20 protein-coding genes and 1 riboswitch are annotated in these 24446 nt (G+C 45.8%); of the genes, 19 read left to right on the top strand and 1 reads right to left on the bottom strand.

Translation table 11 applies throughout. The features are described from left to right. Positions 1 to 14 precede the first annotated feature (14 nt). From MKY44_RS06430 to MKY44_RS06510, 17 genes are all read left to right on the top strand, one after another. On the top strand, positions 15 to 530 hold the full coding sequence (locus tag MKY44_RS06430) for a GNAT family N-acetyltransferase (protein ID WP_341006496.1): 516 nt from the start codon (positions 15 to 17) through the stop codon (positions 528 to 530). A 51-nt stretch (positions 531 to 581) separates the two neighbouring features. After that, a riboswitch (ZMP/ZTP riboswitch) is annotated at positions 582 to 663 on the top strand. A 60-nt stretch (positions 664 to 723) separates the two neighbouring features. Then, positions 724 to 1326: a DJ-1/PfpI family protein gene (locus MKY44_RS06435; protein WP_339198268.1), complete on the top strand. Its 603-nt coding sequence runs from the start codon at positions 724 to 726 to the stop codon at positions 1324 to 1326. 11 nt (positions 1327 to 1337) lie between these two features. After that, a complete protein-coding gene (locus MKY44_RS06440) occupies positions 1338 to 1811 on the top strand; it encodes a GNAT family N-acetyltransferase (protein WP_341006497.1) in 474 nt (157 codons plus the stop codon). A 176-nt stretch (positions 1812 to 1987) separates the two neighbouring features. After that, the gene (locus MKY44_RS06445; RefSeq protein ID WP_339198274.1) at positions 1988 to 2371 is read left to right on the top strand and encodes a VOC family protein; all 384 of its coding nucleotides are present in this window, start codon (positions 1988 to 1990) and stop codon (positions 2369 to 2371) included. Between the two features lie 220 nt (positions 2372 to 2591). Continuing rightward, positions 2592 to 3311 (top strand): class I SAM-dependent methyltransferase, encoded by a 720-nt coding sequence (locus MKY44_RS06450; protein ID WP_341006498.1) that lies wholly within the window; start codon positions 2592 to 2594, stop codon positions 3309 to 3311. A 49-nt stretch (positions 3312 to 3360) separates the two neighbouring features. Beyond that, a complete protein-coding gene (locus MKY44_RS06455) occupies positions 3361 to 4125 on the top strand; it encodes an SDR family NAD(P)-dependent oxidoreductase (protein WP_341006499.1) in 765 nt (254 codons plus the stop codon). A 185-nt stretch (positions 4126 to 4310) separates the two neighbouring features. Continuing rightward, the gene (locus MKY44_RS06460) at positions 4311 to 5000 is read left to right on the top strand and encodes a response regulator transcription factor (RefSeq protein ID WP_105597888.1); all 690 of its coding nucleotides are present in this window, start codon (positions 4311 to 4313) and stop codon (positions 4998 to 5000) included. After that, on the top strand, positions 4997 to 6001 hold the full coding sequence (locus MKY44_RS06465; protein ID WP_341006500.1) for a sensor histidine kinase: 1005 nt from the start codon (positions 4997 to 4999) through the stop codon (positions 5999 to 6001). Before MKY44_RS06460 ends, MKY44_RS06465 begins: the two co-directional genes overlap by 4 nt. A gap of 116 nt (positions 6002 to 6117) precedes the next feature. Beyond that, entirely contained in the window at positions 6118 to 6873 is a 756-nt protein-coding gene (locus MKY44_RS06470) for an ABC transporter ATP-binding protein (protein ID WP_341006501.1), read from the top strand. Continuing rightward, a complete protein-coding gene (locus tag MKY44_RS06475; RefSeq protein ID WP_341006502.1) occupies positions 6870 to 8795 on the top strand; it encodes an ABC transporter permease in 1926 nt (641 codons plus the stop codon). Before MKY44_RS06470 ends, MKY44_RS06475 begins: the two co-directional genes overlap by 4 nt. Positions 8796 to 9030: 235 nt before the next feature. Beyond that, positions 9031 to 11700 (top strand): LuxR C-terminal-related transcriptional regulator, encoded by a 2670-nt coding sequence (locus tag MKY44_RS06480; protein ID WP_341006503.1) that lies wholly within the window; start codon positions 9031 to 9033, stop codon positions 11698 to 11700. Between the two features lie 136 nt (positions 11701 to 11836). After that, a complete protein-coding gene (locus MKY44_RS06485; protein WP_341006504.1) occupies positions 11837 to 13909 on the top strand; it encodes an S-layer homology domain-containing protein in 2073 nt (690 codons plus the stop codon). A 134-nt stretch (positions 13910 to 14043) separates the two neighbouring features. Next, positions 14044 to 14490, top strand: coding sequence for a GNAT family N-acetyltransferase (locus MKY44_RS06490; RefSeq protein ID WP_341006505.1), 447 nt, complete (start codon positions 14044 to 14046; stop codon positions 14488 to 14490). A gap of 40 nt (positions 14491 to 14530) precedes the next feature. After that, on the top strand, positions 14531 to 14965 hold the full coding sequence (locus tag MKY44_RS06495; RefSeq protein ID WP_341006506.1) for a GNAT family N-acetyltransferase: 435 nt from the start codon (positions 14531 to 14533) through the stop codon (positions 14963 to 14965). A 108-nt stretch (positions 14966 to 15073) separates the two neighbouring features. After that, positions 15074 to 15496, top strand: a complete 423-nt coding sequence (locus MKY44_RS06500) for a hypothetical protein (protein ID WP_341006507.1) — start codon at positions 15074 to 15076, stop codon at positions 15494 to 15496. A 175-nt stretch (positions 15497 to 15671) separates the two neighbouring features. Continuing rightward, positions 15672 to 16892 (top strand): RtcB family protein, encoded by a 1221-nt coding sequence (locus tag MKY44_RS06505; protein WP_341006508.1) that lies wholly within the window; start codon positions 15672 to 15674, stop codon positions 16890 to 16892. A gap of 209 nt (positions 16893 to 17101) precedes the next feature. Further along, positions 17102 to 18280, top strand: coding sequence for a DUF4272 domain-containing protein (locus tag MKY44_RS06510; protein ID WP_341006509.1), 1179 nt, complete (start codon positions 17102 to 17104; stop codon positions 18278 to 18280). 150 nt (positions 18281 to 18430) lie between these two features. Here MKY44_RS06510 and MKY44_RS06515 read toward each other — a convergent pair whose 3' ends face one another. After that, positions 18431 to 19471, bottom strand: coding sequence for a LacI family DNA-binding transcriptional regulator (locus MKY44_RS06515; RefSeq protein ID WP_341006510.1), 1041 nt, complete (start codon positions 19469 to 19471; stop codon positions 18431 to 18433). Between the two features lie 529 nt (positions 19472 to 20000). On the opposite strand from MKY44_RS06515, the gene MKY44_RS06520 reads away from it, so the two are divergent. After that, complete coding sequence (locus tag MKY44_RS06520; RefSeq protein WP_282322203.1) at positions 20001 to 21380, top strand: ABC transporter substrate-binding protein; 1380 nt, start codon at positions 20001 to 20003, stop codon at positions 21378 to 21380. Positions 21381 to 21504: 124 nt separating this feature from the next. Continuing rightward, positions 21505 to 24432 (top strand): extracellular solute-binding protein, encoded by a 2928-nt coding sequence (locus MKY44_RS06525; protein WP_341006511.1) that lies wholly within the window; start codon positions 21505 to 21507, stop codon positions 24430 to 24432. Positions 24433 to 24446: the final 14 nt, after the last annotated feature.

The following is a 24446-nucleotide window of genomic DNA, read 5'->3' on the forward strand; positions in this document are numbered from 1 at the left end:
AGGAGAAATTATCAATGAGTGTACATATCAGACTATTAAATGAGAGCGATCCTGTAATCATATCAAAGGCGTTTCAGGAGCAGGGTTGGGGGAGATTTGCTGAACAGTATCTTCATTACTTGGCTGAACAACGGAATGGGGAACGCGTAACGTTGGTAGCCGAGTTGAATGGAGAATTTGCGGGATACGTGAATGTATTGTGGTATTCCGGCTACCCGTCTTTTAGGGAACAAGCCATTCCCGAAATTAACGATTTTAATGTGCTGATGAAGTTCCAGCGCCAAGGTATTGGTTCACGGTTGATGGACCGAGCAGAGGAAGTTATTCTGGAACGAACGGATGTAGCAGGCATTGGTGTTGGTGTGTTTTCCGATTATGGCAAAGCGCAAGTTCTATATGCCCATCGCGGGTACATACCAGACGGTCACGGTGTACACAAACATGATCATTACATTCAGCCGGGTGAAGAAACAATTATGGACGACGATGTTGTACTTTATCTTACGAAGAAGTTAAAAGCCACGCAATAATTTCATAATATATACAATGATGAAAGATGTCATGTATACTAGTTGTAAATATCTGTTATGTGTGACTGGCGTAAACGTCGAGTGAACCACGAGGAAGCACATATATTATATGCCGTACGCCTGGGCAAAGTGTTTGATCTTTTGATCAAACACTTTATTTATTATTCAGGGAACGAAAGGACTGGTGGCGGCAATGAAAATGGCGTTTGTTTTATTTGATGGAATGACAAGCATGGATTTAGCTGGATTTTATGAAGCAGTGACTTGGTTAGCGATTCTGAAAGTAAAGGAAAACGTATCATGGACATTCTGCGCAGATAAGGAGGAAATTTCAGATGACCGCGGGCTGAAAATGAAATCCGATGCAGTATTACCTCATCTAGGGGATTTTGATCTAGTATTTTTTCCTGGTGGATTATCAACTAGAACGCTTCGATTTGATGAGGATTTTATGCGATGGGTCCGAACGGCAGAAAATGTCACTTATAAAATATCTATTTGTACCGGGGCTTTACTGTTGGGGGCAGCAGGTTTCCTAAAAGGAAAAAGGGCTACTACCAACTCATCTGCTTATGATTTATTGAATCCTTATTGTGCAGAAGTAATTTCAGCGCGTGTAGTGCGTGATGGTAATACGGTAACGGGTGCGGGGGTTACGGCTTCTATTGACCTGGGACTATACTTGGTCGAAATGTTAACGTCTACGGAGATCGTCCTTCAAGTTCAACAAAAACTAGAGTATCCATATTATGAAGCTGGTAACTTAAAAGATGTCTACATGCACACTAAGGGGTAGGGGATAAAAAGATGACTATTCGCCTTTTTCAAGCGATTGATCAGCCAGTAGTGCTGAAAATGATGACGGATCATGATTTTCAATTCCCTTTGTTTATACGCGAGCAGTATCCTGCGCGCTGGGATTCATTTTTAAAAATGACGGATGAACGTATCAGTGCTTATTATGTCATGGTTGACGAAGCAGATGTTGTCATAGGTCATGCTGGTTATATCTTTCAGCCTACTGTTAACCGATATGAAATCGTTGGCGTTGTTACAAGCAAATCACACCTTCGACAGGGAGTAGCACGTGGACTAATTACAAAAATATGTATAAAAATAGCTGAATTCGGCAGTGGTGATGTCATGCTTTACACACTTGATCATGAAGAAAATGAAGCAGCGCTCCTATTTTATGAACGAATGAATTTTCAAAAAGAAGGTGTTGATATGAATTATTATACCTCGGGGTTTCATAGACTTTCACTTGTTAAAACATTATAAGGGAACTTCAAAAAACTAATTGTACGTGGAAGCATAAAAGTGTACTTCAGTTTAAGTTGCATGTACTTGCAAAGAAAGATGATAAAAAAGCTGTCCTGCATGTTATACTCTATTGGAATTTGAGGAATGATAAGCAGGATGTTAAGAGATTAGATGATCAGAGGAGTGAATGATCCATGTTTAGCAAAGTCGGCCAGATTATGTTGTATGTCAACAATCAGGATGAATCACTGGCATTTTGGACGGAAGTTGCAGGATTCCACATTGTGGATGAAGTAAACCTTGACGAGGGTATGAGATGGATTGAGATTGCGCCTACCCCAAATTCGCAGACGAGCATTATTCTTCATGACAAAGAGTTTGTGGAGCGGATGTCGGCGGGTGTAAATCTGGGCACACCTTCGTTAATGTTCTTCACCGAAAATCTGGATCAGTTATATGCAGACTTGTCTGGTAAACATGTAACGGTTGGAGAGATTGTAGAGATGCCAACCGGGCGTGTCTTCAACTTTGCTGATAATGAAGGGAATTACTTTGCAGTCTTGGAACGGGCGAAGTAAGTTACAACTCAAAACCGCTACGCTTGTAAACGATCGACATTCATGTCGGTCGTTTTTTTGTTGGGAAAAAGCTTATATTTTTAAGTAGAAAAGCACAAGAAAAATAGAGAACTACTGGGTAAAAATGTTATAATAGAGTGTGGCTGATTTAATGAAAATGACGAGGAATGAATAGTCGGAAATGAAGGTTTGGATGGAGCAGTTAAGGAGGAATGTGGTTGTGGAAAAGACGATTAAAAGTGTACAGGACCTATATGATATGCTCGATGCGGACTTCAGATCTGCCAAGCAGTTTTGGGAACCTTTCTATGAGGATCGGAACAGACCAATCCCCTTTTTTCCAAACAAACCGGATGAGAATCTGGTAGCGCATGTGAACGAAGGTGTGCTGAGCGGCGGCAAGGCACTGGAACTGGGGTGTGGCCCGGGCAGAAATGCGTTGTATTTAACCCGCCAAGGATATCAGGTAGATGCTTATGATCTTTCGGAGACAGCTATTGCCTGGGCAAAAGAGAGGGCGGCAGAAGAGAAGCTGGACGTGCATTTTGAATGTCGATCTGTGTTCGAATTGGCACCAGAGCAAGAATATGATCTTGTCTACGACTCGGGTTGTCTGCATCATCTGTTACCACATCAGCGGATTCCCTACATAGAGATGATCCACAGTGCACTCCGACCGGGAGGATACTTTGGAATGACTTGTTTTGCTCCTGGTTTTGGCGATATTGGTGGGCCAGAGATCGTTATGAATGATTGGCAGGTGTATCAAGAGAAGTCGATGCGCGGTGGTCTTGCGTTCACGGAGGAGAAGCTTCGCTACATGCTGGAAGATGGCTTTGAATGTGTAGAGTTCCGTGCAATGAAGGCGATGGAGCAGCATGAACCGTATTTTGGTGTACCTTTTCTCTGGGCCACGTTGTGGAGAAAGAAAAACTCGTAAGAATAGTGAAATAAACATGCATTGAAAATAGAGGAGGAGTGGTATCGAAATGGAAACAGAAACAGGAAGAAGACACTTTATCATTACAGGCACATCCAAAGGGATCGGTTTACAACTTGCAGAGTTATTATTGGCTAAGGGGGATTACGTTTACGGTATTTCACGCGGGGATTCGGATCTGTTGGAATCAGGCGAGGAATGGAGCGGGCGTTACCACCATGTTCAGTATGATCTTGCTGACCTGAATGGGATCGATGATTTGATTACACGCATATTGGACCAAATACCTTCTCAGGAAGCTGAATTCATTGGACTCATTAATAACGCAGCGATGCTAGAGCCTCTAAAACCTATAGATCAATGCAGTGCGGCAGAGATAAGTCAAAGTCTCAACATCAGCCTCGCAGCACCAATGATATTGAGTTCATCTTTTATTCAACAAACAAATCACCTGTCCGCCAGACGTAAAATTGTTAATCTCTCATCGGGTTCGGGAAGTTATCCCGCGCCTTCAATGGCAGTGTACTGTACATCCAAGGCAGGCATGAACATGTTCACCCAATGCGTATCTCTGGAGCAAACGGGCCAACAGAACCCTGTTGAGATTATTGCTTTTGATCCGGGGATGGTTGATACGGAATTGCAGGCTGTTGCACGAGGCAAAAGTGCAGAGGAGTTCGCTCTTGCAGGTATGTTCAATCAAGTATATGAAGCAGGACAATTAAGATCGCCAGGAGACGTAGCGATGCAGTTGATCGAGCGGATGGACGAAAACAGTGATGCAAGCCATGTTATACACACCATTAAGAGCTAATGTGATATATGTATTTCGGATCGTTTTCTTTACGAAGTCAGGATACCTTTTGATATAAGCCCAACTTCCCTGTACACTGGAATCAGCGATCGGAAGAACGATTCGTAACGGTAAAGGTGATCCTGCAACAACAGAGTCTAATTCCCTTTTTCAACCTTAGAAGATCAGAAACGTGGTGAAGTCTCTTGTTTAAAATTATGCTCATTGAAGATGACGAATCATTATTCAGTGAAATCAAGGAACGTTTGTCCCAATGGTCGTATGACGTGTATGGTGTGCAGGACTTTGGCAAGGTATTGCAGGAGTACAGCGTAATTCAGCCGCAACTGGTCATTATTGATATTCAGTTACCCCAATATGACGGGTTCCATTGGTGCCGGATCATTCGTTCGCACTCCAATGTGCCGATTATCTTTTTGTCCTCACGGGATCATCCTGCGGATATGGTTATGTCCATGCATTTGGGTGCAGACGATTTTATCCAGAAGCCTTTTCACTTCGATGTATTGATTGCCAAGATCCAAGCGACTTTGCGGAGGGTGTATAACTATAATACAGAGCATATTGAACTCCGAACCTGGCGTGGTGCTGCTATTGAATATGTGAAAAATACACTGACCTGCGGGGATGAGTCTGTCCTGTTGACCAAAAATGAGATGTTCATTCTTAAAGTGCTGGTCGAGCACAAAAATCAGATTGTTACCCGTGAGGAACTCATCCGGAGCTTGTGGGATCATGAGCATTTCGTGAGTGACAATACGCTGACGGTTAACGTTAATCGGTTACGGAAGAAACTTGAACCCATCGGCTTGGAGCGTTACATTGAAACCAAAGTAGGTCAGGGTTACATGGCAACGGAAGAGGCAGAAGCATGATCGTAAAGTACATACGAGAAAGGGCTAGTTGGTTATGGCTACTAGTAAGCATGCAACTTATTATTTTATTGGTGGCCTACCTGGACTCGTCCATTCCATTCCAATCTGTGGTGTATATCGTAGGACTGAATGTAGTGGTATGCCTTGTTTTTATCTGGGCTAGATATCTGAAAGAGACCCGTTTCTATAAAAGATTGAGCACCTGGGATCATACCTATGATCTGGGAGAACTCGACATCGCCGAAAGTCCATATGAGCAGATTGTACATGAGGCCGTCAGTTCCCAGACACAACGGTATCGTAAGGAGTCGTCACATCATTTTATCGCTTTGGAACAGGAGAAGGACGAGATGTTGTCCTGGATTCATGAGGTGAAGACCCCACTGACTGCGTTGCAACTGATGATCGAGCGCTTGCCAGATGACAAGTTACAAAGCCAAATGACATATGAATGGTTACGAATTCATCAGTTGCTGGATCAGCAGCTTCATCAGAAGCGTATTCCGTTCATGCATAATGATCTGTTCATCGAAGAGACGGAACTTGAACCGATATTGAATAGCGAGATACGAGCACTGAAATCGTGGTGTATTTCCAAAGGCATTGGCTTTGATATGTCTTTAATGGTATCGCGCGTGCTCACAGACAGCAAATGGTTAGGATTCATCCTCCGGCAGTTGTTGAGCAATGCGGTGAAATATAGTGATTCATCGGATATCCTCATTGAAAGTCGGGAACAGGATGGACACATCATACTCATGATTCAGGATCACGGGCGAGGGATTGAGACTCAAGATCTGCCGCGTATATTTGATAAAGGATTTACGTCCACCCGAGGCAGAATGGATGGGGCGGCTACCGGAATGGGGCTGTATCTGGTTCGTCAGGTGGTCCAGACGCTTCATATGAGCATTCATGTAGAGTCTTCTCTTGGTGAGGGCACAACCGTCACACTTACTTTTCCGCGAAAAAACGACATGGTGCATCTTGCAGGCGTGTGACAACAATGTCACATGCTTTTTGGTTTTGTTCGGTGAATCACACGATAACACTGCACATTCCGCCTATGATATAGACATGAGCATTTTGCAGAAGATCTAAGAGGAGTGAGTGGGATATGTGGATACTGGAAGCCAAAAAAATTCATAAAGTCTATGGGAATAAACTGAATAAACAGGAAGTGCTGAATGGGATTGATCTTGGGGTAAGTAAGGGAGAGTTTGTTGGTATTATGGGGCCTTCGGGTTCGGGTAAAACGACGCTGCTTAATGTACTCTCCTCCATTGATCGGGTGAGCCAGGGCACGATAGATATTGAGGGCAAGGAATTCACTGGAATGAAGGAGAAACAGCTGGCTGAGTTCCGCAAACATCATCTGGGCTTTATTTTTCAGGAATACAATCTGCTGGATACCCTTACGGTGAAGGAAAATGTATTATTACCGCTCTCGATTACGAGCATTCCAAAGCAGGAGGCACACCGGAAGTTTGAACAGATCGCGCGTGAACTGGGAATCTACGAATTGAAAGACAAGTATCCATCTGAGATTTCAGGGGGTCAGAAGCAGCGGACTTCGGCAGCACGAGCATTTGTCCACGAGCCGAGTATCATTTTTGCGGATGAGCCGACAGGAGCGCTGGATTCCAAGTCCGCTTCGGATCTGCTCGGCAAGTTAAGTGATATGAACAGCGCACGAAAGGCGACTATTATTATGGTTACCCATGATCCGGTTGCCGCAAGTTATTGCAGCAGAGTGATTTTTATACGAGACGGTCAGATCTACACCCAGTTGAATAAAGGAGACGAGTCTCGGCAATCGTTCTTCAACGATATTATCAAAACCCAGGGCGTATTGGGTGGTGTACAGCAATGAGCTTGAATTATATTATCTTCCGCAATCTCAGGAAAAATCTAAAGAATTATTATCTCTATGTATTTGCGCTTGTGTTCAGTGTGGCCTTGTATTTTTCCTTTGTAACGTTACAGTATGATCCTTCCATGGATGAGGTAGCTGCTTCAACGAAAGGTGCGGCGGCTATAGGCGCATCTTCGGTACTGTTAATCGTCATTGTCGGCATCTTTTTGCTCTATGCCAATACGATCTTTATCAAGCGGCGCAGCAAAGAAATTGGATTATTTCAATTGATCGGACTGACGAAAGGCAGAATTTTTGGTATTTTGAGTGCGGAGAACAGTATCCTTTATTTTGGCTCCATGGCCATTGGTGTGTTAATTGGGTTTCTTGCGTCCAAGCTGGTATTGATGATATTGTTCAAAATTCTCGGTGTGGACGCGATTACGAAATTGTATTTCTCTCCGATGGCACTGATGCAAACGGTGATTGTCTTTACGATGATATATCTACTCATCATGCTGATGAACTACACTTTTATCAAGAGACAGAGTATTCTCTCGCTCTTTCGGGTGTCGGCCACTACGGAGCAGCAGGTGCAGAAGATGTCTGTCGGACAGATGATTGTTGGCGTCTTGGGTATTGCTCTGATTGTGTATGGATACTTCATGTCTGCACGGCTGTTCAGTGGTGAGGCAATGGATATGCAGCAGTTGATGTATACGATGATCCTGATTCTCTTCTCGGTCATACTGGGGACATACCTGTTCTATAAGGGTTCGGTAAGTTTTATTTTTAATCTGATTCGCAAAAGCAAAAACGGCTACCTATCCATTCATGAGGTGTTATCGTTATCTTCAATCATGTTCCGCATGAAATCTAATGCATTGCTGCTCACGATTATTACAACCGTATCGGCACTTGCTATTGGCATGCTGTCACTCAGTTACATTTCGTATTATTCGGCAGAGGCTCAGGCGAAGGAAAGCTTGCCAGAGGATTTCTCTTTTGCTCAGGTAAATGTAAAAGATCGCTTTGTAGCCGAGTTGAAACACAAACAGATACCATATGAAGAGAAGCACAGAGAGCCTATTTATATTGAAATTGATGCTCACGAAGTGATGGATGAGTCCATGACGGAACAGTACCTGTTCAGTAGTGTGTTGAGTGACAACATGGTAGATAACATTGATTTGCAAGCGGGTGAAGTGGTCTTCATGGGATATGGAAATGCCCTTCAGCAGTTAATTTCCATTCAGGAGAAAGGTCCAATCGTCTTGAGCGGGTTGAAACATACGCTGGCACAACAACTGATCGGAACAACCAAACTTGGAGTTCTTCCCACGTATTATACTGGGGGCACGCCTGTAGCGGTGGTAGATGAGACGGTATACCAGCAGCTGCGGCAGGATCTAAATCCCAAGCTGCAAAAATCCGAGTGGGCTGATTACTATGGTGTACGTATTCTGAACGAGGGGCAGGCTGAAGAGGCATATGCCGTATATAAGGAGCTGCAGTTGGAAGCACCGAGCTTCTCCCAGATTGAGTTCAGAAATAACCAACGTAATAATATGGGACTGATTATGTTCATTGTTGGTTTCCTGGGTTTGACGTTCTTGATTACATCGGGATGTATCCTGTACTTTAAACAAATGAATGAGAGCGAAGAGGAGAAGGGCAATTATACCATTCTGCGAAAACTCGGATTTACGCAAGGCAATCTGTTGCGTGGCATTCAGATCAAGCAGTTGTTTAACTTCGGTATTCCACTTGTGGTGGGATTGAGTCATAGTTACTTTGCCGTGAAATCAGGTTGGTTCTTCTTTGGTACGGAGCTGGCGACACCTACGGTCATTGTCATGATAGTCTATACATTGTTATATTCGATTTTTGGTCTGTTGTCTGTGTGGTACTATAAACGGGTGATTAAGGAAGCTTTATAGAATTGGGATGTACTGAACTATAAGTTGTTACAAACAGGAAGATAGGAAAAGTCATCGTATTATGGCTTCACAAAGCAAATGGTACCCTGCATTCAACGTGCAGGGCTTATTTGTCGTTGTTTCTGTTCAAAAATATATGGGGCATAACCTAGGTTCCTTGTATACTTAGAGTAACTGAATGTACATATAATGAATCGGAAAAAAGTGCACCATGGTGCTGATTCGGGAGGATCTCATGCAACAGGAACATAACGCTGGTCTTCACGGGGGCTGGCTTCAATTTATGATTTTAACAACCAAACTGGAACTGCCACCCTTGCCAGCAGATACAATGGACCGTCCACGGCTAAGTTTGCAACGCAAAGAATTGTTCCAATCCAAAGTCACTTTGTTGACTGCCCCGGCAGGTTCAGGGAAATCAACACTGTTAGGCAGCTGGGTGAGAAGTGAAGCTGTTCAAGCAGCCTGTGTTTGCCTGGATGATAAAGATCAGGACCCGCTTCAGTTTTGGCTCTACATTATTCATGCACTGGATCGAGTGATTAAGGAACTCTGCGGTGATGTACTGCCACATTTTTTGCAACGGTACCCGATAGACCCCAGGTCAGCATTGATATTATTGTTGAACCGCGTTGCCCAGACCAATCAACATACGCTACTCATTCTGGATGACTATCATGCAGTAACCCAGCCGGAGATTCATGAACAGATCCAATACTTTATTGAAAATCTTCCCCTATCCATTCATCTAGTCCTGTCTAGTCGTACATATCCTCCCTTCAAGCTTGAAAAGCTGCGTCTGAGAGGTGAATTGAAGCAATTTACGCTTCAGGAACTGGCATTTACGCCAGAAGAGGGCATTGAATTTTGCCAAGAGATTATGCAATTGGATATTGCCGGGGGAGATGCGCGTGGTTGGGTACAGCAGACGGAGGGTTGGGCTGCCGGATTGAAGCTGCTCGCTTTATCTCACGCATGGGGTGGCAACGCGTTGGTCAGCCCTATGAATTCGGTATCGTCACCTCTCTCACGTGAAGATCATGGACCAACTGGCGAGAGGACGATTTCGGATTACTTGCTTGAAGAGGTATTCCAGCGTCAGTCACCGGAAATGCAACAATTTCTGCTCCGGACAGCGATCACGAGAAGAATGAACAGCAGTTTATGTCAGGTATTAAGCGATATGCAGGAAGCTCCACAATTGTTAAGGCAATTGGAGAAGGAACATCTTTTTCTTGTTCCACTTGATCGGGAAGCGCACTGGTATCGTTATCATCATTTGTTCTCTGCATTTCTAAAGCGTGAGCTGGATCGTTGTGGTACTGAACAAGTAAATGAATTACATGCTCTTGCTGCACTTTGGTATGAACAACAGGGATACCCGGCAGAAGCGTTGGATCATTATATTCTCGGTCAGCACATGCAGGATGCAGCGATACTGCTGGAAGAGTTGTTTGCCCATTTTATTATGGGAGATTGGTGGACGCTCCGGCGATACTTTGATGTTGTGCCACTGGAGATCGTGAAATCACGTCCCAAATTATATATGTCTTACTTGTTCCTTGTTGCACGTGAAATGCCTTATGGACAGATGGTAAAGCAGCTTGATGAACTGGAACAAGTGATCCGGGTGCATCTTCAAGGGCAGCTGGAACCTGAGATCATCGGGTATTTGTTGCAAGTTATATGTGTGATGCGAGCATACATGGCCTATTTGAATAGAGATTTAGATGGGTTGGCTCATTATTTGGTGTCCTACATCGATCAGGGCTATCCTGATGATATTGCCTTTCAGTATATGGACTATGATCGGAGAGAGAGCATGCGCCTGCGCAGCTTCCATGGCGTTAATGGCTACTTGAGGCGTGGGGAAGCTTGCTTCGGAGCGATTACGGAACGTTGGTATGCTGAACATGCCTATGTAACGTCCTACTATGGTGTTGGATATGGTGAGATTTTAATGGAGCAAAATCAAATTGCAGAAGCGGTCAGATATGCGGACCGAGCGCTTGAAGTGGCTTTGCAGATCAAGGTGGCTGCGTTACTCGTTCCAGCTTATGTACTCAAAGCCAGACTTGAACTTACACTGGGTCGACCTGAAGAAGGCTTGAAACTGCTTCAGCAGGTCTCAGGATTATTATCTGTGAAGGATATGGAGTACTGGCAGCAAGCACTGGAAGCACATCAATACCGAATTTTAATTGAAATGAGTCCGGTGGAATCCGCCCACACCATTCTGGCTAAGCCTGCAAACGAAGGAGATGTGGCTGCTGAGATCAGCTGTGATCAGATCTTCCGTTCCATGGTTCGCATACGTGCGATGATCGTTCTTGAACAGTATGATCATGCACGAGAGGAACTGAGACGAATCCGTAAAAAGGCTGAAGAACGGGACTGGCTCACTGAACAGGTAGAGTGTGCTCTGCTAGAGTCAATCATGCTGAACAAGCAGGGATTCACAGATGCCAGTGTTGTGGCGTTATCCCGTGCTCTGGTGCTGGGAGGACCCGAAGGATATATCCGTTCATTTGTTGCTGAAGGTAAACAGATGAAACAGTTGCTGCAGGACTATTTCTATCTGCGTCGTACAAAGGCGATACACGATGATGGTGTGAAAATGGCTTATGTGAAGCAGTTGTTATCTGCTTTTGCAAGAGACAAACGATTGAGAGGCCCCTCATCTGCAGGAGAGGCCAAGCTGGATACAAAGGAAGTGGGACTCAGCCCGATGGAGCAAAAAATATTCGGTCACATCGCTGAGGGCCTGACCAGCAAACAGATTGCTGCCGAGTTTGGCATCTCACCCGGAACTGTTAATACACACATTCGCCGAGTGTTTGCAAAGCTGGGTGCGAGTAGTCGTGCTCATGCTGTACAAATCGCGGAGCAGCGGGGATTATTATAATTTTGTGAAACAGTGTCTACTCTTTTGTAGACTGTTTTCAAGCTAAGGTCTCTCCTACAATGAAGATAATTAAATAACTCTGACGAGTCTTTGCTGACACCAGGGTTTATGTTCATGTGGGAGGTAACGTTAAAAGATGTCAACACGAATATCCAAACGAAAAGTTCATACGAAAAATAAGATCCGTAAGGTCTCGCCTTATCTTGCAGCCCTTCTGTCTTTAGCCGTCATTTCTGTTCCCGGGACAGTGCATGCAGCGTCCGATGCAGTAAACATTCGTGACTTGCAGCAGGCAGCACCGTGGGCCAAGCAAGCCATTGAAAGGGCTGCCGAACAACAGATGATTCTGGCGGACAAAGCAGGAAATTTCAACCCGAGCGCAACGTTAACAAGAGGGGACCTTGCATACACGTTGGCTCAACTATTGGAATTGAACGTGCTGTCGTCCGTCCAACTTCCAGATCAGTTATTCAGGGATCTGAATCGTAACGCTGAGAATGGTTCCTATATTCGTGCACTTCAATTGGCTGGAATTATGAATGGTTATCCGGATGGTACGTTTCGTCCTGCTGGTCTGGTAACAAGGGAAGAGCTGGCAACAACGATTATTCGGGCTCTGAAGGCTAAAGGATATGATGAAACATTAAATTTGACCAAAGAGTTGTCATTTAAGGATACTTCCGAAATTAGTGCCTGGGCTTTGCCAAGTGTACAACAAGCTGTTGAGTTGGGAATTTTGAAAGGGGACAATGTAAACTTTGCGCCGAAGCGTTCTACTTCCAGACAGGAAATGGCCGTGATCGCATTACGTGCAACTGAAGTCATTCAAGCTCTTGATGAAGCTGCGAGTCAAGAGGGCGCCAATTCGGAATCCAAACCTGATGAGCCAGGAAAGGTAACCGAGGTACAGGGTACAACTTCAGGAGGCAATAACGCAGGGAACGGTACAGGAAACGCAAACGGTAATTCCGGGGCGGCACCAGGGAATGGAAATGGAAGCACCGGTGGTGGAGGTGGATCTGCGCCAACTACTCCGACGAATCCTTCCACTCCGTCCAATCCAGGTACGGGGAACAGGGCGCCACTGGTTATTAGTGGCGGTTTGCCTGATCAGGAACTTACACTAGATCATGCCGCATTGGACTTGAACGTCTCGACGTATTTTAGTGATCCAGATGGTGATGAATTGCAATTCAGTGTCATAGCCGGAGATGCAACCCTTGTTTCCTCTACTGTCGTAGAAAAAGTGATTCGACTTGTTCCACAGGCTACTGGAGAAACAACGCTGACGATCAAAGCAGTTGACTTCCAGGGCACCAGTGTTACGGCACAACTCAAGGTTAAGGTACAGGCCAATACGATAAGTCGCCAATTCCCTGATCCACATTTGGCTGGAGCTATTGCTTATTGGTTGCAAAAGGATGTGGATGATCCACTGACCAAAGATGAATTGGTGGAAGCACTCATTCAGACCAATGGAGGGTTGTATGCGAGAAATGCGGGTATTTCCGATCTGACAGGAGTCGAGATATTCAAAGGATTGAATGTAACCGAAATTGATCTGTCCGGAAACGCCATAAGCAAAGCGGATGCCTCTGGATTCGATCACTTGAATTGGCTTGATTTATCCGGTAACGAACTGACGCAGATTAATGTTACAGGATTGAATCAGCTGGAGTATCTGAAACTCGCGAATAATCGACTTGCTTTATTGGATGTGAGCGGACTAGATTCCTTACAAGAACTAGATCTGAACAGTAATGAGCTTGTTCATTTACCCGTTGGAATTGCTGAATTGTCTAGTCTGCAATACTTGGATGTGAGTAACAATTCCATAACCCTGAGAGAAGAGCCTGACTTCACACTGCATCACACGTTGCTGCAACGTTTGGATATGTATGATTTTGATGATGCTCCCCCTGTACTGGTGGAGGCACCTGCGGGTAATATCGCTTATGTTCATGGAGATGAGATTGAGATCGACCTGTCCTTTATGTTTGAGGATGAAGATGACGCTAGGTCGACCCTCATCCTACTAGCTGACTCTCCTGATCCACAATTGGCAGATGTCAGAATGGTTGGACAGAAACTATACGTTACTGCACTGGGGACGAGTAGTGAGCCTATTCGGATTGAGGTGAAGGCTACGGACCCTCTGGGCAGAGTTGGTGCAGGTCACGTGTACGTGGATCTGAGAGAAATAGAGTAGCGTATTTTAAAACAGCATATGTGAACTAATGCAAGTTACATCAACGTGCCTTCCGCTATGAAGGTGCGTTGTTTTTATTTTGTAAGGGATAAATTTATGTTAAAATATGCAAGAAATGAATGAGGCTGTGAGTAATGATGAAGGGGGAGAAGAGGATATCCGAAATAAATATCAATCCAAGTACTTTAGAAGATTCAGAGTATGTTCGCCAGCAATTAGTCGCATACAATGCGACCCATGTGAGCGAGGAATTAAGGCATCGGTACGAAGAATTGAATTTTAACATCAAAAATGAGGCTGGCGAAATTGTCGCAGGAGTGCTCAGTACACTTTGCTGGAATTGGGTAGAGCTTGATATCCTTTGGGTGGACTCCGATCAGCGGCATCGGGGATACGGATCCCAATTGCTGCTTGAGGTGGAGCGCATTGCGCGCGAGAAATCCTGTGATTTTATTATGTTGAATACATTCTCATACCAAGCACCGGAATTTTACAAGAAACATGGCTACCAATTGATTACAATGATCGAGAATGCACCGACTGGACACAGTCATTATTATTTTAAAAAGGACCTCACTTAAGACAAAGCATGCGAAATAGGACAAAATCAGGAGGGTTATCATGGTTACCATTAAAGGAATCGAACTTGAAGATTTACCGGCACTAAGCCAGCTATACAATGAGTTGATGGGAATGCCTACCAATGAGCAGCAGATGAAAAAGATGTTTCATTACATACAGCAGAATGGTCATTATCATGTGCTTGGGGCATTTTACAATGGCAAATTGGTTGGGTCCGTTATGGGGGTTAAGTGTATGGATCTGGTGGGGCCATGCAAACCGTTCATGGTTGTGGAAAATGTGATTGTATCGGATCAGGTACGCAGACAGGGCATTGGGCAGAGGTTAATGCTCCAGATTGAGCGGATTGCAAAAGATCTGGGTTGTGGTTACATGATTCTGGTGTCTGGCGATCAGCGTAAGGAAGCACATATATTTTATGAGAAGTTGGGTTTCAAGGATGAGAAGGTTCAGGGTTACCGGAAGCATCTTTAACAGACAGTTCAAGTGAAAATTTCTTACACAAGTGGAAGGATTACTTAAGGAACACGGCGAATAAGGCATAGTCTTAACAAAAGAAACGAATAAGAGGGAGGCACTCTCGTGCTCAAAAAATGGGCTAATGTTTTCATGATTCTAAGCCTGGTATTCACCGTATGTTCCCCAACCTCCTATGCTGCCGCCAAAACGGTTAAGGTAACCGTGACGCTGGTGAGCGCAGAGCTTGTCGAGAATAACTCTGTCGGTAATGAGTGGGCCATCGGAGCAAGTGTGAACGGCAAAGAACTGGAAGAGGGTTCATCAGTTACCTTAAACCTGAAATCCACAGGTACGTTGAAACTGGAGGCCATCGCCGAAGAACAGGACAAAATTCCCGATTACGGGGATAAAAGCACCAACGTCAAACTATCTTCGTTCTCCAAATCAACCAACAAGACACTTTCCGTGGTGGTGACCGAGAACAGAGGCCGATATTCTGGTAACACAGCGACTTGGGCGTTCAAGTTTAAGATTAGGAAGAAGTAAATAGGAACCAACCGTGAGAAAAGGGAGCTGAGCTCTCTTTTTTTATGCGTAAACAATTGGTGATCTAAAGGAAGACGACGTTTCGAGCCACGTTGATCTTTGTTAAACTAATGAGAACAACAGTTTAGAAATAAAAGATGTATTTTCAAAAAGTACATAGGAGGTTAACACAATTATGCGTATCGTAGATAACATTAAAGTCTGGGGGGAGCCGCTGGAGAACGCCGTAAGTCAGGCGGTGACTTGCTCGCAATATGGAGATGTATTGGGTGTGGCTCTGATGGCCGACCATCACAAAGGTTACTCGCAACCCATCGGTGGTGTTGTCGCTTATCGGAATATGATCAGTCCGTCAGGTGTCGGATATGATATTGCCTGTGGCAACAAGGCTGTGCGCACGAATCTGATATGGGACGATATTCGGGATCGGATTGTAACGATCATGGATGACATCAATTCGACCATTTCTTTCGGCGTGGGTCGTAACAATCCAACACCCGTGGATCATGAGCTGTTCGACGACGCGAGCTGGAAGCTGTTTGATACCATTGAACCGGGATTACAACATAAGCTGAAGACACTTGCACGCAACCAACTCGGAACCGTAGGAAGTGGCAATCATTTCGTGGATATTTTTGTAGAAGAGGCAACGGGAAAGGTGTGGATCGCGAATCATTTTGGCAGTCGCGGGTTCGGTCATAAAGTGGCGAGTGGATTCCTTAACCTTGCTGCAGGACGTCAGTTCAGTGGCAAAGCTCCTGGCGAATCGATGGATCAACCGCCTACGTTGTTTGACCTGAACAGCGAAATGGGTGATATGTATTGGGATGGAATGACTTTGGCGGGCCGATACGCCTATGCAGGACGCGACTATGTTATTGAACAGGTGCTCGGTATTCTGGGGGCAAGTGCTGAATACGCCGTACATAACCATCACAACTTTGCCTGGAAGGAACAACACATGGGTGAAGAGGTAGTTGTGGTCCGCAAAGGTGCAACGCCACTTGCACCCGGGCAACTCGGTTTTGTCGGAGGCAGTATGGGTGATATCTCGGTAATTGTGGAAGGGATCCACAGCGAGGAGAACACCGAGTCATTCCGCAGCACCGTACATGGGGCAGGGCGCACGATGAGCCGAACCCAGGCGGCTGGCAAAATGAATTACAAGCTGCGCACACGCATGGGTGGCGAGATTAGCGAAGCACAGATGCATGAGGCGATTCGTGCCTATGGTGTCGAACTGCGGGGAGCGGGCACAGACGAAAGTCCGTTTGTGTACAAGAAACTGCAAGACGTGCTGAACGCACATGCGAATACGCTGAAAATCAACCATGTGCTGCGTCCCGTTGGTGTCGCCATGGCCGGAGGTAATGAATTCGATCCATACAAGGATTAGTCATATATGTTCAACTGAACATTTACACGATAACGGAGAGGGCAGAAATAACTTGAAGAAGCGGAGCGTTCGCCTTTATCACCGGATTTCCCCTTTCCAAAAAAAGGAATAAAAAATCTGGGGATCACAGCGATCGGAAAGTTATTCTGCCATCGGAGTGCCAGTGTAAATATTCATTAGTTGAACTATATATAGAGAGGGTGAACTTCATGAGGAATTGTGCGATATATAGCTCTCAGTTTGACCTGGATCAGCTGTTTGAAGTGATTCAATCCATTTATCCTGAGGGGACGATTAAACGCCGGGAAGACAAGACTCATATTCAAGTGATTCAGAAAAAATGGCTCAGTAAAAAAACCAAAGGCTTTAATATCATGACCAGCCAGACACATCCTGAGGAATTTACGACAATGATTCAGGGGATGCTTGGATTTTTGAGTCAGATTAAAGGGCGCAATGCTTCGCTCCAGGAAAAGGTATTGATCAAGTGTTCCACATTGAACATGGTGGTTGGTATTGAGACGGAAGAGGACATATCGGAAGAATTCTTCGGCGAGTTATTGCGGTTGGCTGATGCGCTGGATGCCGTCATCTTCTGGGGAGGTGGATCCCTGCTGGATGCACAAGGCCAGCTATTGCTGGATGTGAATGGAGAATCTGAGGTGGAGGATTACACGGTGACAGCGCACACCAGTTTCCTTGACGGTAACAGACCCCAGTCGGAGTCTGGCATTCAACGTAAAGCGCGTTCAGAGCAACGGTTGACTGAACAAGGCATTCCGTATAATGCGAACTTGCCTGCAAGGGCCGGAGACGAACACACCACGATTCGGAGTAAAGAGGAAGTCGCGCGCCGTGCGGTTGCCCTATGCCTTGCCGCGCTTAAGGGTGAGTGTCTGGGAGCCGGCGAAAGTGCGGATGATACCGCAGCACTGGTTCAGGAAGTGATCGACAAGTATGAGGCTGAATCCTTTTTCTCACCCGCAGAGAAGAGGTTTATCGACCAGCACGGAGCAGAGCAGCAGGAGATCATCTCCTTCTCTTGGGGATATGAAGCCTACCACGTAATGTTATGGGCGCTTGGTTATGTGAAGGAACTGAGTGCACCAACAGAGTTGTGTAACGTAGGGAAGGATGTCGGTTATTTGCAACAGAAGGATAGCTTTACCGACTTTCTCTCCGATGCATCTCTGCGTAACAAGAGCGAGATTCTGGATGAAGCAGATCTGATCTACCGTTATAACTGGGTATGTGTCGATAGTCGTGTGAATGACAAAACACCTCCCGCTGGCCTGAATGGTGGAGTGGCTTATGAACGTCACCGTGCATTGAACTGGCTGATCTGTTATCTGGATCAGGCGTGGGATGATGTGCGTACAGATACATAAAACGGGATGATGTGACGGCCTATTATAAATAAACAATAAACATTACACAACATACAGTAATGCAAATACCCCTATAGCCGCACGATTACGGTTAAAGGGGTGTTTGGCGTGCTGTTCTATGTGGACATAAGCGTTATTCCATATATGCTTTTATCCACTATGCCTGCCGAACTGTTCACGAATAATGACGTCAGCAAGAATCAACTTTTTCTCGACGTTGCTCTCTGGATTTGCAATGCGCCATAACATCTGATCCACTGCACGCGCACCGAGCAACTCCTTGTTCACATTAACTGTAGCCAGTAATGGGATATTGTCGTATAGATTATCAAATCCCGTGACAACACACTGATCGGGTACACGAATACCCATACTCTCAAGGGCTTCTATGGTGTATAGCCCATAGAAATCATTCGCACATACAAACACTTCAGGCAGGTTATCCTCACTAATCACCGAAGTGAACGTCTGGCGGAACTCATCCAATGCCTGATTACTCAGCTCGGGAATCTGATGTATTTCCATCCCATGGCCCATAAGCACAGAGGTGTATGCAATCCAGCGTTCATAGAAGCTATGAGCATCCCCGATATTGCCAACGAACTGGAATGTTTTGAAACCCTTGCGGAGCAAATAGAGCATGATCTCCCGCATGGATGCAAAGTTATCGGTGAATATGCTGTCACTGTGAAAAACAGGGTCCAGATGATCCACCATCACAACCGGAATACTGAGACGCTTGATTTCAAGCAGAATCGGGGTCGAGATAGAACCAACGGTAATGATTCCACGAATGGCATCCGGGTTGAGCAGGGTAAATAACTGGTCTGCTGAGGGTTCCGTTAAGGTCAAAATATTAATCCCTTTTTGGTTCAGCTTGGAAGAGATCCCGTTAAAGACGGGTCCCCAGTATACGGAGTCTTGATTTTGGTACCGAACATTGGGGAACAAAATCAAGATCGTTCCGCTTGAACGTGTGTTCTTTGGTTCCTGAAGTTCATGGTTGTTATACAGTTCACCAGACAACATGCTGTTATCTTTGAAATATCCAAGTTTGCCAGCGGCCTTAAGAATGACATCCCTCGTTTGATCGCTAACGCCCGATTTTCCAGACAAAGCTCGTGATACCGCGAATTTCGACAAACCCGTAAAATGTGCAATCTCCTGAATTGTTACCTTTGTCTTCATCATACCATCCTTACACTCGTAGTTCTGCCGTATTCCTTATTTGGAGCGATATCCAACTGTTCCTAGTATAACATGATGTATTTCTCTTAATCTAATAACGGACAGAGAATTCAAAATGTTAGTGATGCACAGCATTTTACGATAGACATTGAACGTATAGATAAGCGCATTTTCAGATAGAATGACGAATTTTGTCTGCTGAATTAGTATTTTGTTATTTTATAAAAATAACAAAATAAACAAAGTTGCAATCGTGGTTTTAATAAGTGTGTACTTAGATTCCAGGATGTTGAATAAGCTTTAACACAGGCATATTACAGCTTAACCAGCATTTTATCAGAATAAATAGAAAATGTTAACAACAAAAATGTTGACGCTTACATTTTGCTGTGTTAAATTTTGTTTGTCAAAAACAAACAAGAAAATAACAAATGGTGGTGGTTGTTTATTTTCGATTGGTTGATGAATGGGGTTAGCGATTTAGGGTGAACCATGATTGGTATACACATTCGGGGAGGTTGTTAAAATCATGATGAGAAGATGGAATGTTCTACCTCTGATGTTATTGGCCGTGATGCTTTTTGTATCCGCTTGCAGTGGTGGGGGGACAGCGCAGACGGGGACCGAAGCAGAGGGAACAACGAACTCAGGTAACAGCACCGAAGTCGCTGAGACAGAGAAAGAGGGCGGAGCGGAAGAAGCTGTGGTTAATGTGCCTGATCTGGGTGGGCGTGTCATTAAGGTTGCGGCCTGGTGGGACTTGAAACCAGCGGGAGAGACGGCCTCCGATAAGGCCAGACTCGATAAAATTGCAGAGGTCGAGAAGAAATACAACGTAAAACTGGAGTTTGTTAACGTACCTTTTGAAGAATACATGAACAAATTCACAACGTCTGCACTGGCTGGCGAACCGTTCGCCGACATCGTTCAGATGGAGTACAAATCCGCACTACCCGCCATCCTCAAAGGGCAACTATTGCCCATCTCCGAATTCACTACACCTGAGAATAACATCAACCAAGAGGCTAACCTGATTGCAAAATTTCCTGCCATTGCAGGCAACGAATACGCCTTCGAATCTCCAACCAGCATTGGTCTGGGACTTCACTATAACCGTGACTTGTTCAAAAAATTATCTTTGCCTGATCCTCAAGAATTGTATAACCAAGGTAAATGGGATTGGGACAAATTCATGGAACTTGCCAAACAGGCAACCAAAGATACCAATAACGACGGCAAAACTGACGTATACGGATTTTCTGGCTGGGCGCTTGATGTCGTTCGTCATTTTACCGCTGCCAATGGTGGAACGATCGTGGATGATACCAATAGCAAAGAAGGATTGTCCGATCCGAAAACGATTGAAGCTGCCGAATTCGTCAAACGCCTGTATAACGTGGAAAACGTCGTGAAGGTCAAAACCGGCGACAAAACCAATTGGGAGGAAAGCAATACGTTCAAAGATGGAGATGTAGCTCTGTTCACCGCTGCTGAATGGCAGCTGGGCGATCTCACCTTTGCTGTTGGTGTTGTGCCGATTCCGAACGGGCCACAGGGTAGCAAAGAGGTAACGTATGCAAACAACGCGGCATCGGCGAAGTTTATTCCAAAAGGTGTGGAAGATCCAAAGATCGTCTACCAAATCTATGAAGAGACCTTCGACATCCCGCAGATTGAAGAGTATCCAGGTCAGGATTATCTGGAGAGTCGTTATACCGACGAGAAGGATATTGCCATCATTCGCGAGCACATCGCCGGAACAGGCCGCATCTTGCTGGATGATGCCTACACAGGATACCCATTCGGGGATTATGTGAACGATATCATCAAAAACAACGCTTCCGTGACAGCAACAGCCGAGAAATACAAAGCACAGGCACAAGCTGCCATTGATAAACTCGGCAAACAATAACAACACTTATCACCAGCAAACGATTCAGGCAGGGGCTCGTGTCGGCAAGGTTGCACGGAGCCCCTTTTCCTGAACCACCAAATCGGCATTGCTGGCATCAGCCTTGATGAGGAGGACTCGTAGGATGGCTGGAATTCTACAACGTAAGACATGGATATTGTCCACAGTGATCATTGTGGCGGCAGCCTGCATCATTCTATATGTAACTTCCGGCGCTGATGTGAAGAGTGCAGACATTCCACCTGGCAGTCTGCCTGCCATTGAAGTGGATGCGATCTTGCAGCAGACCCGGCAGAAAAAGGGATACGAACAGTATAGGTCTGGAACGGGCCAGGCTTCGCAGCCGAATGTGGACATCACCATTGAAGCAGCAGATTACATAAGAGCCGAAGGTGAAGACGTCCGCAAACTGACTAATTATGAGGGAATGGACGGAGTATCTCTCCATACGGGAGAGACCGGACAAGTCGATTGGACCATTAATGTGCCGGAGACCGGGCTGTATAACCTGTCCGCCATCTATTATCCCGTTGAAGGCAAGAGTTCGGCCATTGAGCGTGCATTATACATTGATGGTGAACTTCCTTTTGCGGAAGCCGCCTATTTGCAGTTTGACCGGGTATGGGCGAATGAGAAAGATGTTGTGGAGCAGGACAATCAAGGTAACGACCTCCGCCCGAGACAAGTGGAGCAACCACGCTGGATGGAAGAAACGTTTCAGGACTCCGACGGGTACGAACAGGCTCCATTCAAGTTTTATTTGGAAAAAGGGGAACACACGCTAACGCTAAAATCATCGCGTGAGCCCATGGTGATCCGGTCCATTCGTCTTTTTAATGAGAAGACAGCTGTTCCTTACGCGGAGACTGCAGGGGCACAACAATCGGATTCCTCTGGGCAGCCGAAGGATGTACTGATTCGCATTGAAGGAGAAGCCGCGATTGCCAAATCTTCACCTACGTTATACCCGACGAGCGAAAGGTCAAGTTCTGCTGTATCTCCCTATAGCGCTTCCCAGGTACGTATCAATACGATTGGCGGCTTTAACTGGCGTCTGCCAGGACAATGGATTGAATGGGAAGTGGATGTGCCGGAGAGTGGACTTTATCATATCGGTTTTACCGGACAGCAGAATTTTGTCAAAGGCATCTATTCCACACGTAAACTGACCATCGATGGTGAAGTTCCGTTTGCAGAGATGGCGAAAGCACCTTTCCGTTACCAAAGCGACTATCGCATTGACGTCATGGGCGGCAAGGAAGCATACAAGTTTCACTTGGAAAAAGGAAAACATGTGCTGCGGCTGGAGAACAGCCTCGGAGATTTTGCACCTCTTATCCGCAATGTGGAGGACAGTCTGTACAACTTGAACTCCATGTACCGACGAATTCTGATGATTACAGGTACGAAGCCTGATGAATTCCGGGATTACCGGGTGGAGAAACAGATTCCGAACCTGCTGGAAGTGTTCAGCGGGGAAAGTAAACGACTCAAAGACGTGGCTGCACAGCTTCGTCTTCTGTCAGGACAGTCCAGCGATCAGGAAGCGCTGATCAATACGATGGCGCTGCAACTGGACGAGATGATTGACAAGCCAGATACCATTCCAAGACGGCTTGCGGCATACAAAACCAACACAGGTGGTCTCGGCACATGGGTGCAACAGGCACGAGAGCAGCCTCTTGAGATTGACGCACTGTACGTCACTTCGATTGACCAAGATATTCCCGGAACAGGTATGGGGCCACTTGCCAAGCTTGGTCATGAAGCGAAGATATTCTATCATTCGTTCTTCATTGATTATAACCAGATCGGCAATGTAGCCACATCGGAAGATCAGCGTACGGTAACGGTCTGGATAGGTAGCGGACGTGACCAGGCGAATACGATGAAAGCGATGATTGACAAGACCTTCACACCAGACAGTGGCATTAACGTGAATCTGAAGCTGGTGAATATGGGAACCTTGTTGCCAGCGACTTTGTCTGGTGAAGGACCGGACGTAGCGATGCAGATCGGCAACGATCTGCCGGTGAACTTTGCGATGCGGAACTCGGCTGTAGATCTGACGCAATTCAGTGATTATAGCACTGTAGAACAGGAGTTCAGGGAAAGTGCGATCGTGCCGTATGCGTATGATTCAGGCGTATATGCCTTGCCGGAAACACAGACCTTTAACATGCTGTTTTATCGTAAAGACGTGCTCGAAGAACTCGGTCTTGAAGTGCCTCAGAACTGGGAAGATGTCGAAGCTCTACTCGCAATTCTGAGCAAGAATCATATGGAATTCGGCATGCCAATTGTGACCCAGGCGAATATGCAGGGTGTCAATATTCCGCCGAACTCGCAGTATGCCACGATGCTGCTCCAGAACGGCGGCGCCTTCTATCGGAACGATGACAAGGAGTCGGATCTGGATTCCCGGATTGGGATCGAGACGTTCAAGCAGTGGACGGAGTTCTATACCGATTACAAGCTGGAGCGGGAATATGATTTTGCCAACCGTTTCCGGACAGGACAGATGCCTATTGGACTAACGGATTACACCATGTACAACCAGTTGTCCGTATTTGCACCGGAGATTCGGGGACTATGGGGATTCGTTCCTGTCCCGGGAACCGTTCAGGCGGATGGAACCTTGAATCGGGACGTACCGGGTGGAGGCAGCGCAGTCATGATGCTGGAGGGTGCCAAGGATCAGGATGCGGCGTGGGAGTTCATGAAGTGGTGGACCAGTACACCGATTCAGGCGGAATTCGGACGGGAGATGGAAGGACTGATGGGTGCGGCTGCCCGTTATCCAACGGCAAACATCAGGGCACTGGATTCCCTGCCGTGGCCTGCGGAGGATTACGCCAATCTCAAGGCTCAATTCGAAACGGTGAAGGGCATTCCTGAAGTACCCGGTGGTTATTTTACAGGCCGCCATCTGTTCAATGCATTTTACAAAACCGTTGTTGGCCAAGTGGAAGCCAGGGAATCCATCATGGATTATACCCAATATATTCAGGACGAGATTCGCGTCAAACGTAATGAATTTGGTCTTCCGTAAGCAGAGGGAGGGTT

The organism is Paenibacillus sp. FSL R7-0026 (assembly GCF_038004485.1).
In the GTDB taxonomy this organism is placed as follows: Bacteria; Bacillota; Bacilli; order Paenibacillales; family Paenibacillaceae; genus Paenibacillus; species Paenibacillus xylanexedens_A.

Coding starts and splice junctions, on each gene's coding strand:
- MKY44_RS06430 (WP_341006496.1), top strand. CDS start 15: ATGAGTGTACATATCAGACTATTAAATGAGAGCGATCCTGTAATCATA.
- MKY44_RS06435 (WP_339198268.1), top strand. CDS start 724: ATGAAAATGGCGTTTGTTTTATTTGATGGAATGACAAGCATGGATTTA.
- MKY44_RS06440 (WP_341006497.1), top strand. CDS start 1,338: ATGACTATTCGCCTTTTTCAAGCGATTGATCAGCCAGTAGTGCTGAAA.
- MKY44_RS06445 (WP_339198274.1), top strand. CDS start 1,988: ATGTTTAGCAAAGTCGGCCAGATTATGTTGTATGTCAACAATCAGGAT.
- MKY44_RS06455 (WP_341006499.1), top strand. CDS start 3,361: ATGGAAACAGAAACAGGAAGAAGACACTTTATCATTACAGGCACATCC.
- MKY44_RS06465 (WP_341006500.1), top strand. CDS start 4,997: ATGATCGTAAAGTACATACGAGAAAGGGCTAGTTGGTTATGGCTACTA.
- MKY44_RS06470 (WP_341006501.1), top strand. CDS start 6,118: ATGTGGATACTGGAAGCCAAAAAAATTCATAAAGTCTATGGGAATAAA.
- MKY44_RS06475 (WP_341006502.1), top strand. CDS start 6,870: ATGAGCTTGAATTATATTATCTTCCGCAATCTCAGGAAAAATCTAAAG.
- MKY44_RS06480 (WP_341006503.1), top strand. CDS start 9,031: ATGCAACAGGAACATAACGCTGGTCTTCACGGGGGCTGGCTTCAATTT.
- MKY44_RS06485 (WP_341006504.1), top strand. CDS start 11,837: ATGTCAACACGAATATCCAAACGAAAAGTTCATACGAAAAATAAGATC.
- MKY44_RS06490 (WP_341006505.1), top strand. CDS start 14,044: ATGATGAAGGGGGAGAAGAGGATATCCGAAATAAATATCAATCCAAGT.
- MKY44_RS06495 (WP_341006506.1), top strand. CDS start 14,531: ATGGTTACCATTAAAGGAATCGAACTTGAAGATTTACCGGCACTAAGC.
- MKY44_RS06505 (WP_341006508.1), top strand. CDS start 15,672: ATGCGTATCGTAGATAACATTAAAGTCTGGGGGGAGCCGCTGGAGAAC.
- MKY44_RS06510 (WP_341006509.1), top strand. CDS start 17,102: ATGAGGAATTGTGCGATATATAGCTCTCAGTTTGACCTGGATCAGCTG.
- MKY44_RS06515 (WP_341006510.1), bottom strand. CDS start 19,471: ATGATGAAGACAAAGGTAACAATTCAGGAGATTGCACATTTTACGGGT.
- MKY44_RS06520 (WP_282322203.1), top strand. CDS start 20,001: ATGAGAAGATGGAATGTTCTACCTCTGATGTTATTGGCCGTGATGCTT.
- MKY44_RS06525 (WP_341006511.1), top strand. CDS start 21,505: ATGGCTGGAATTCTACAACGTAAGACATGGATATTGTCCACAGTGATC.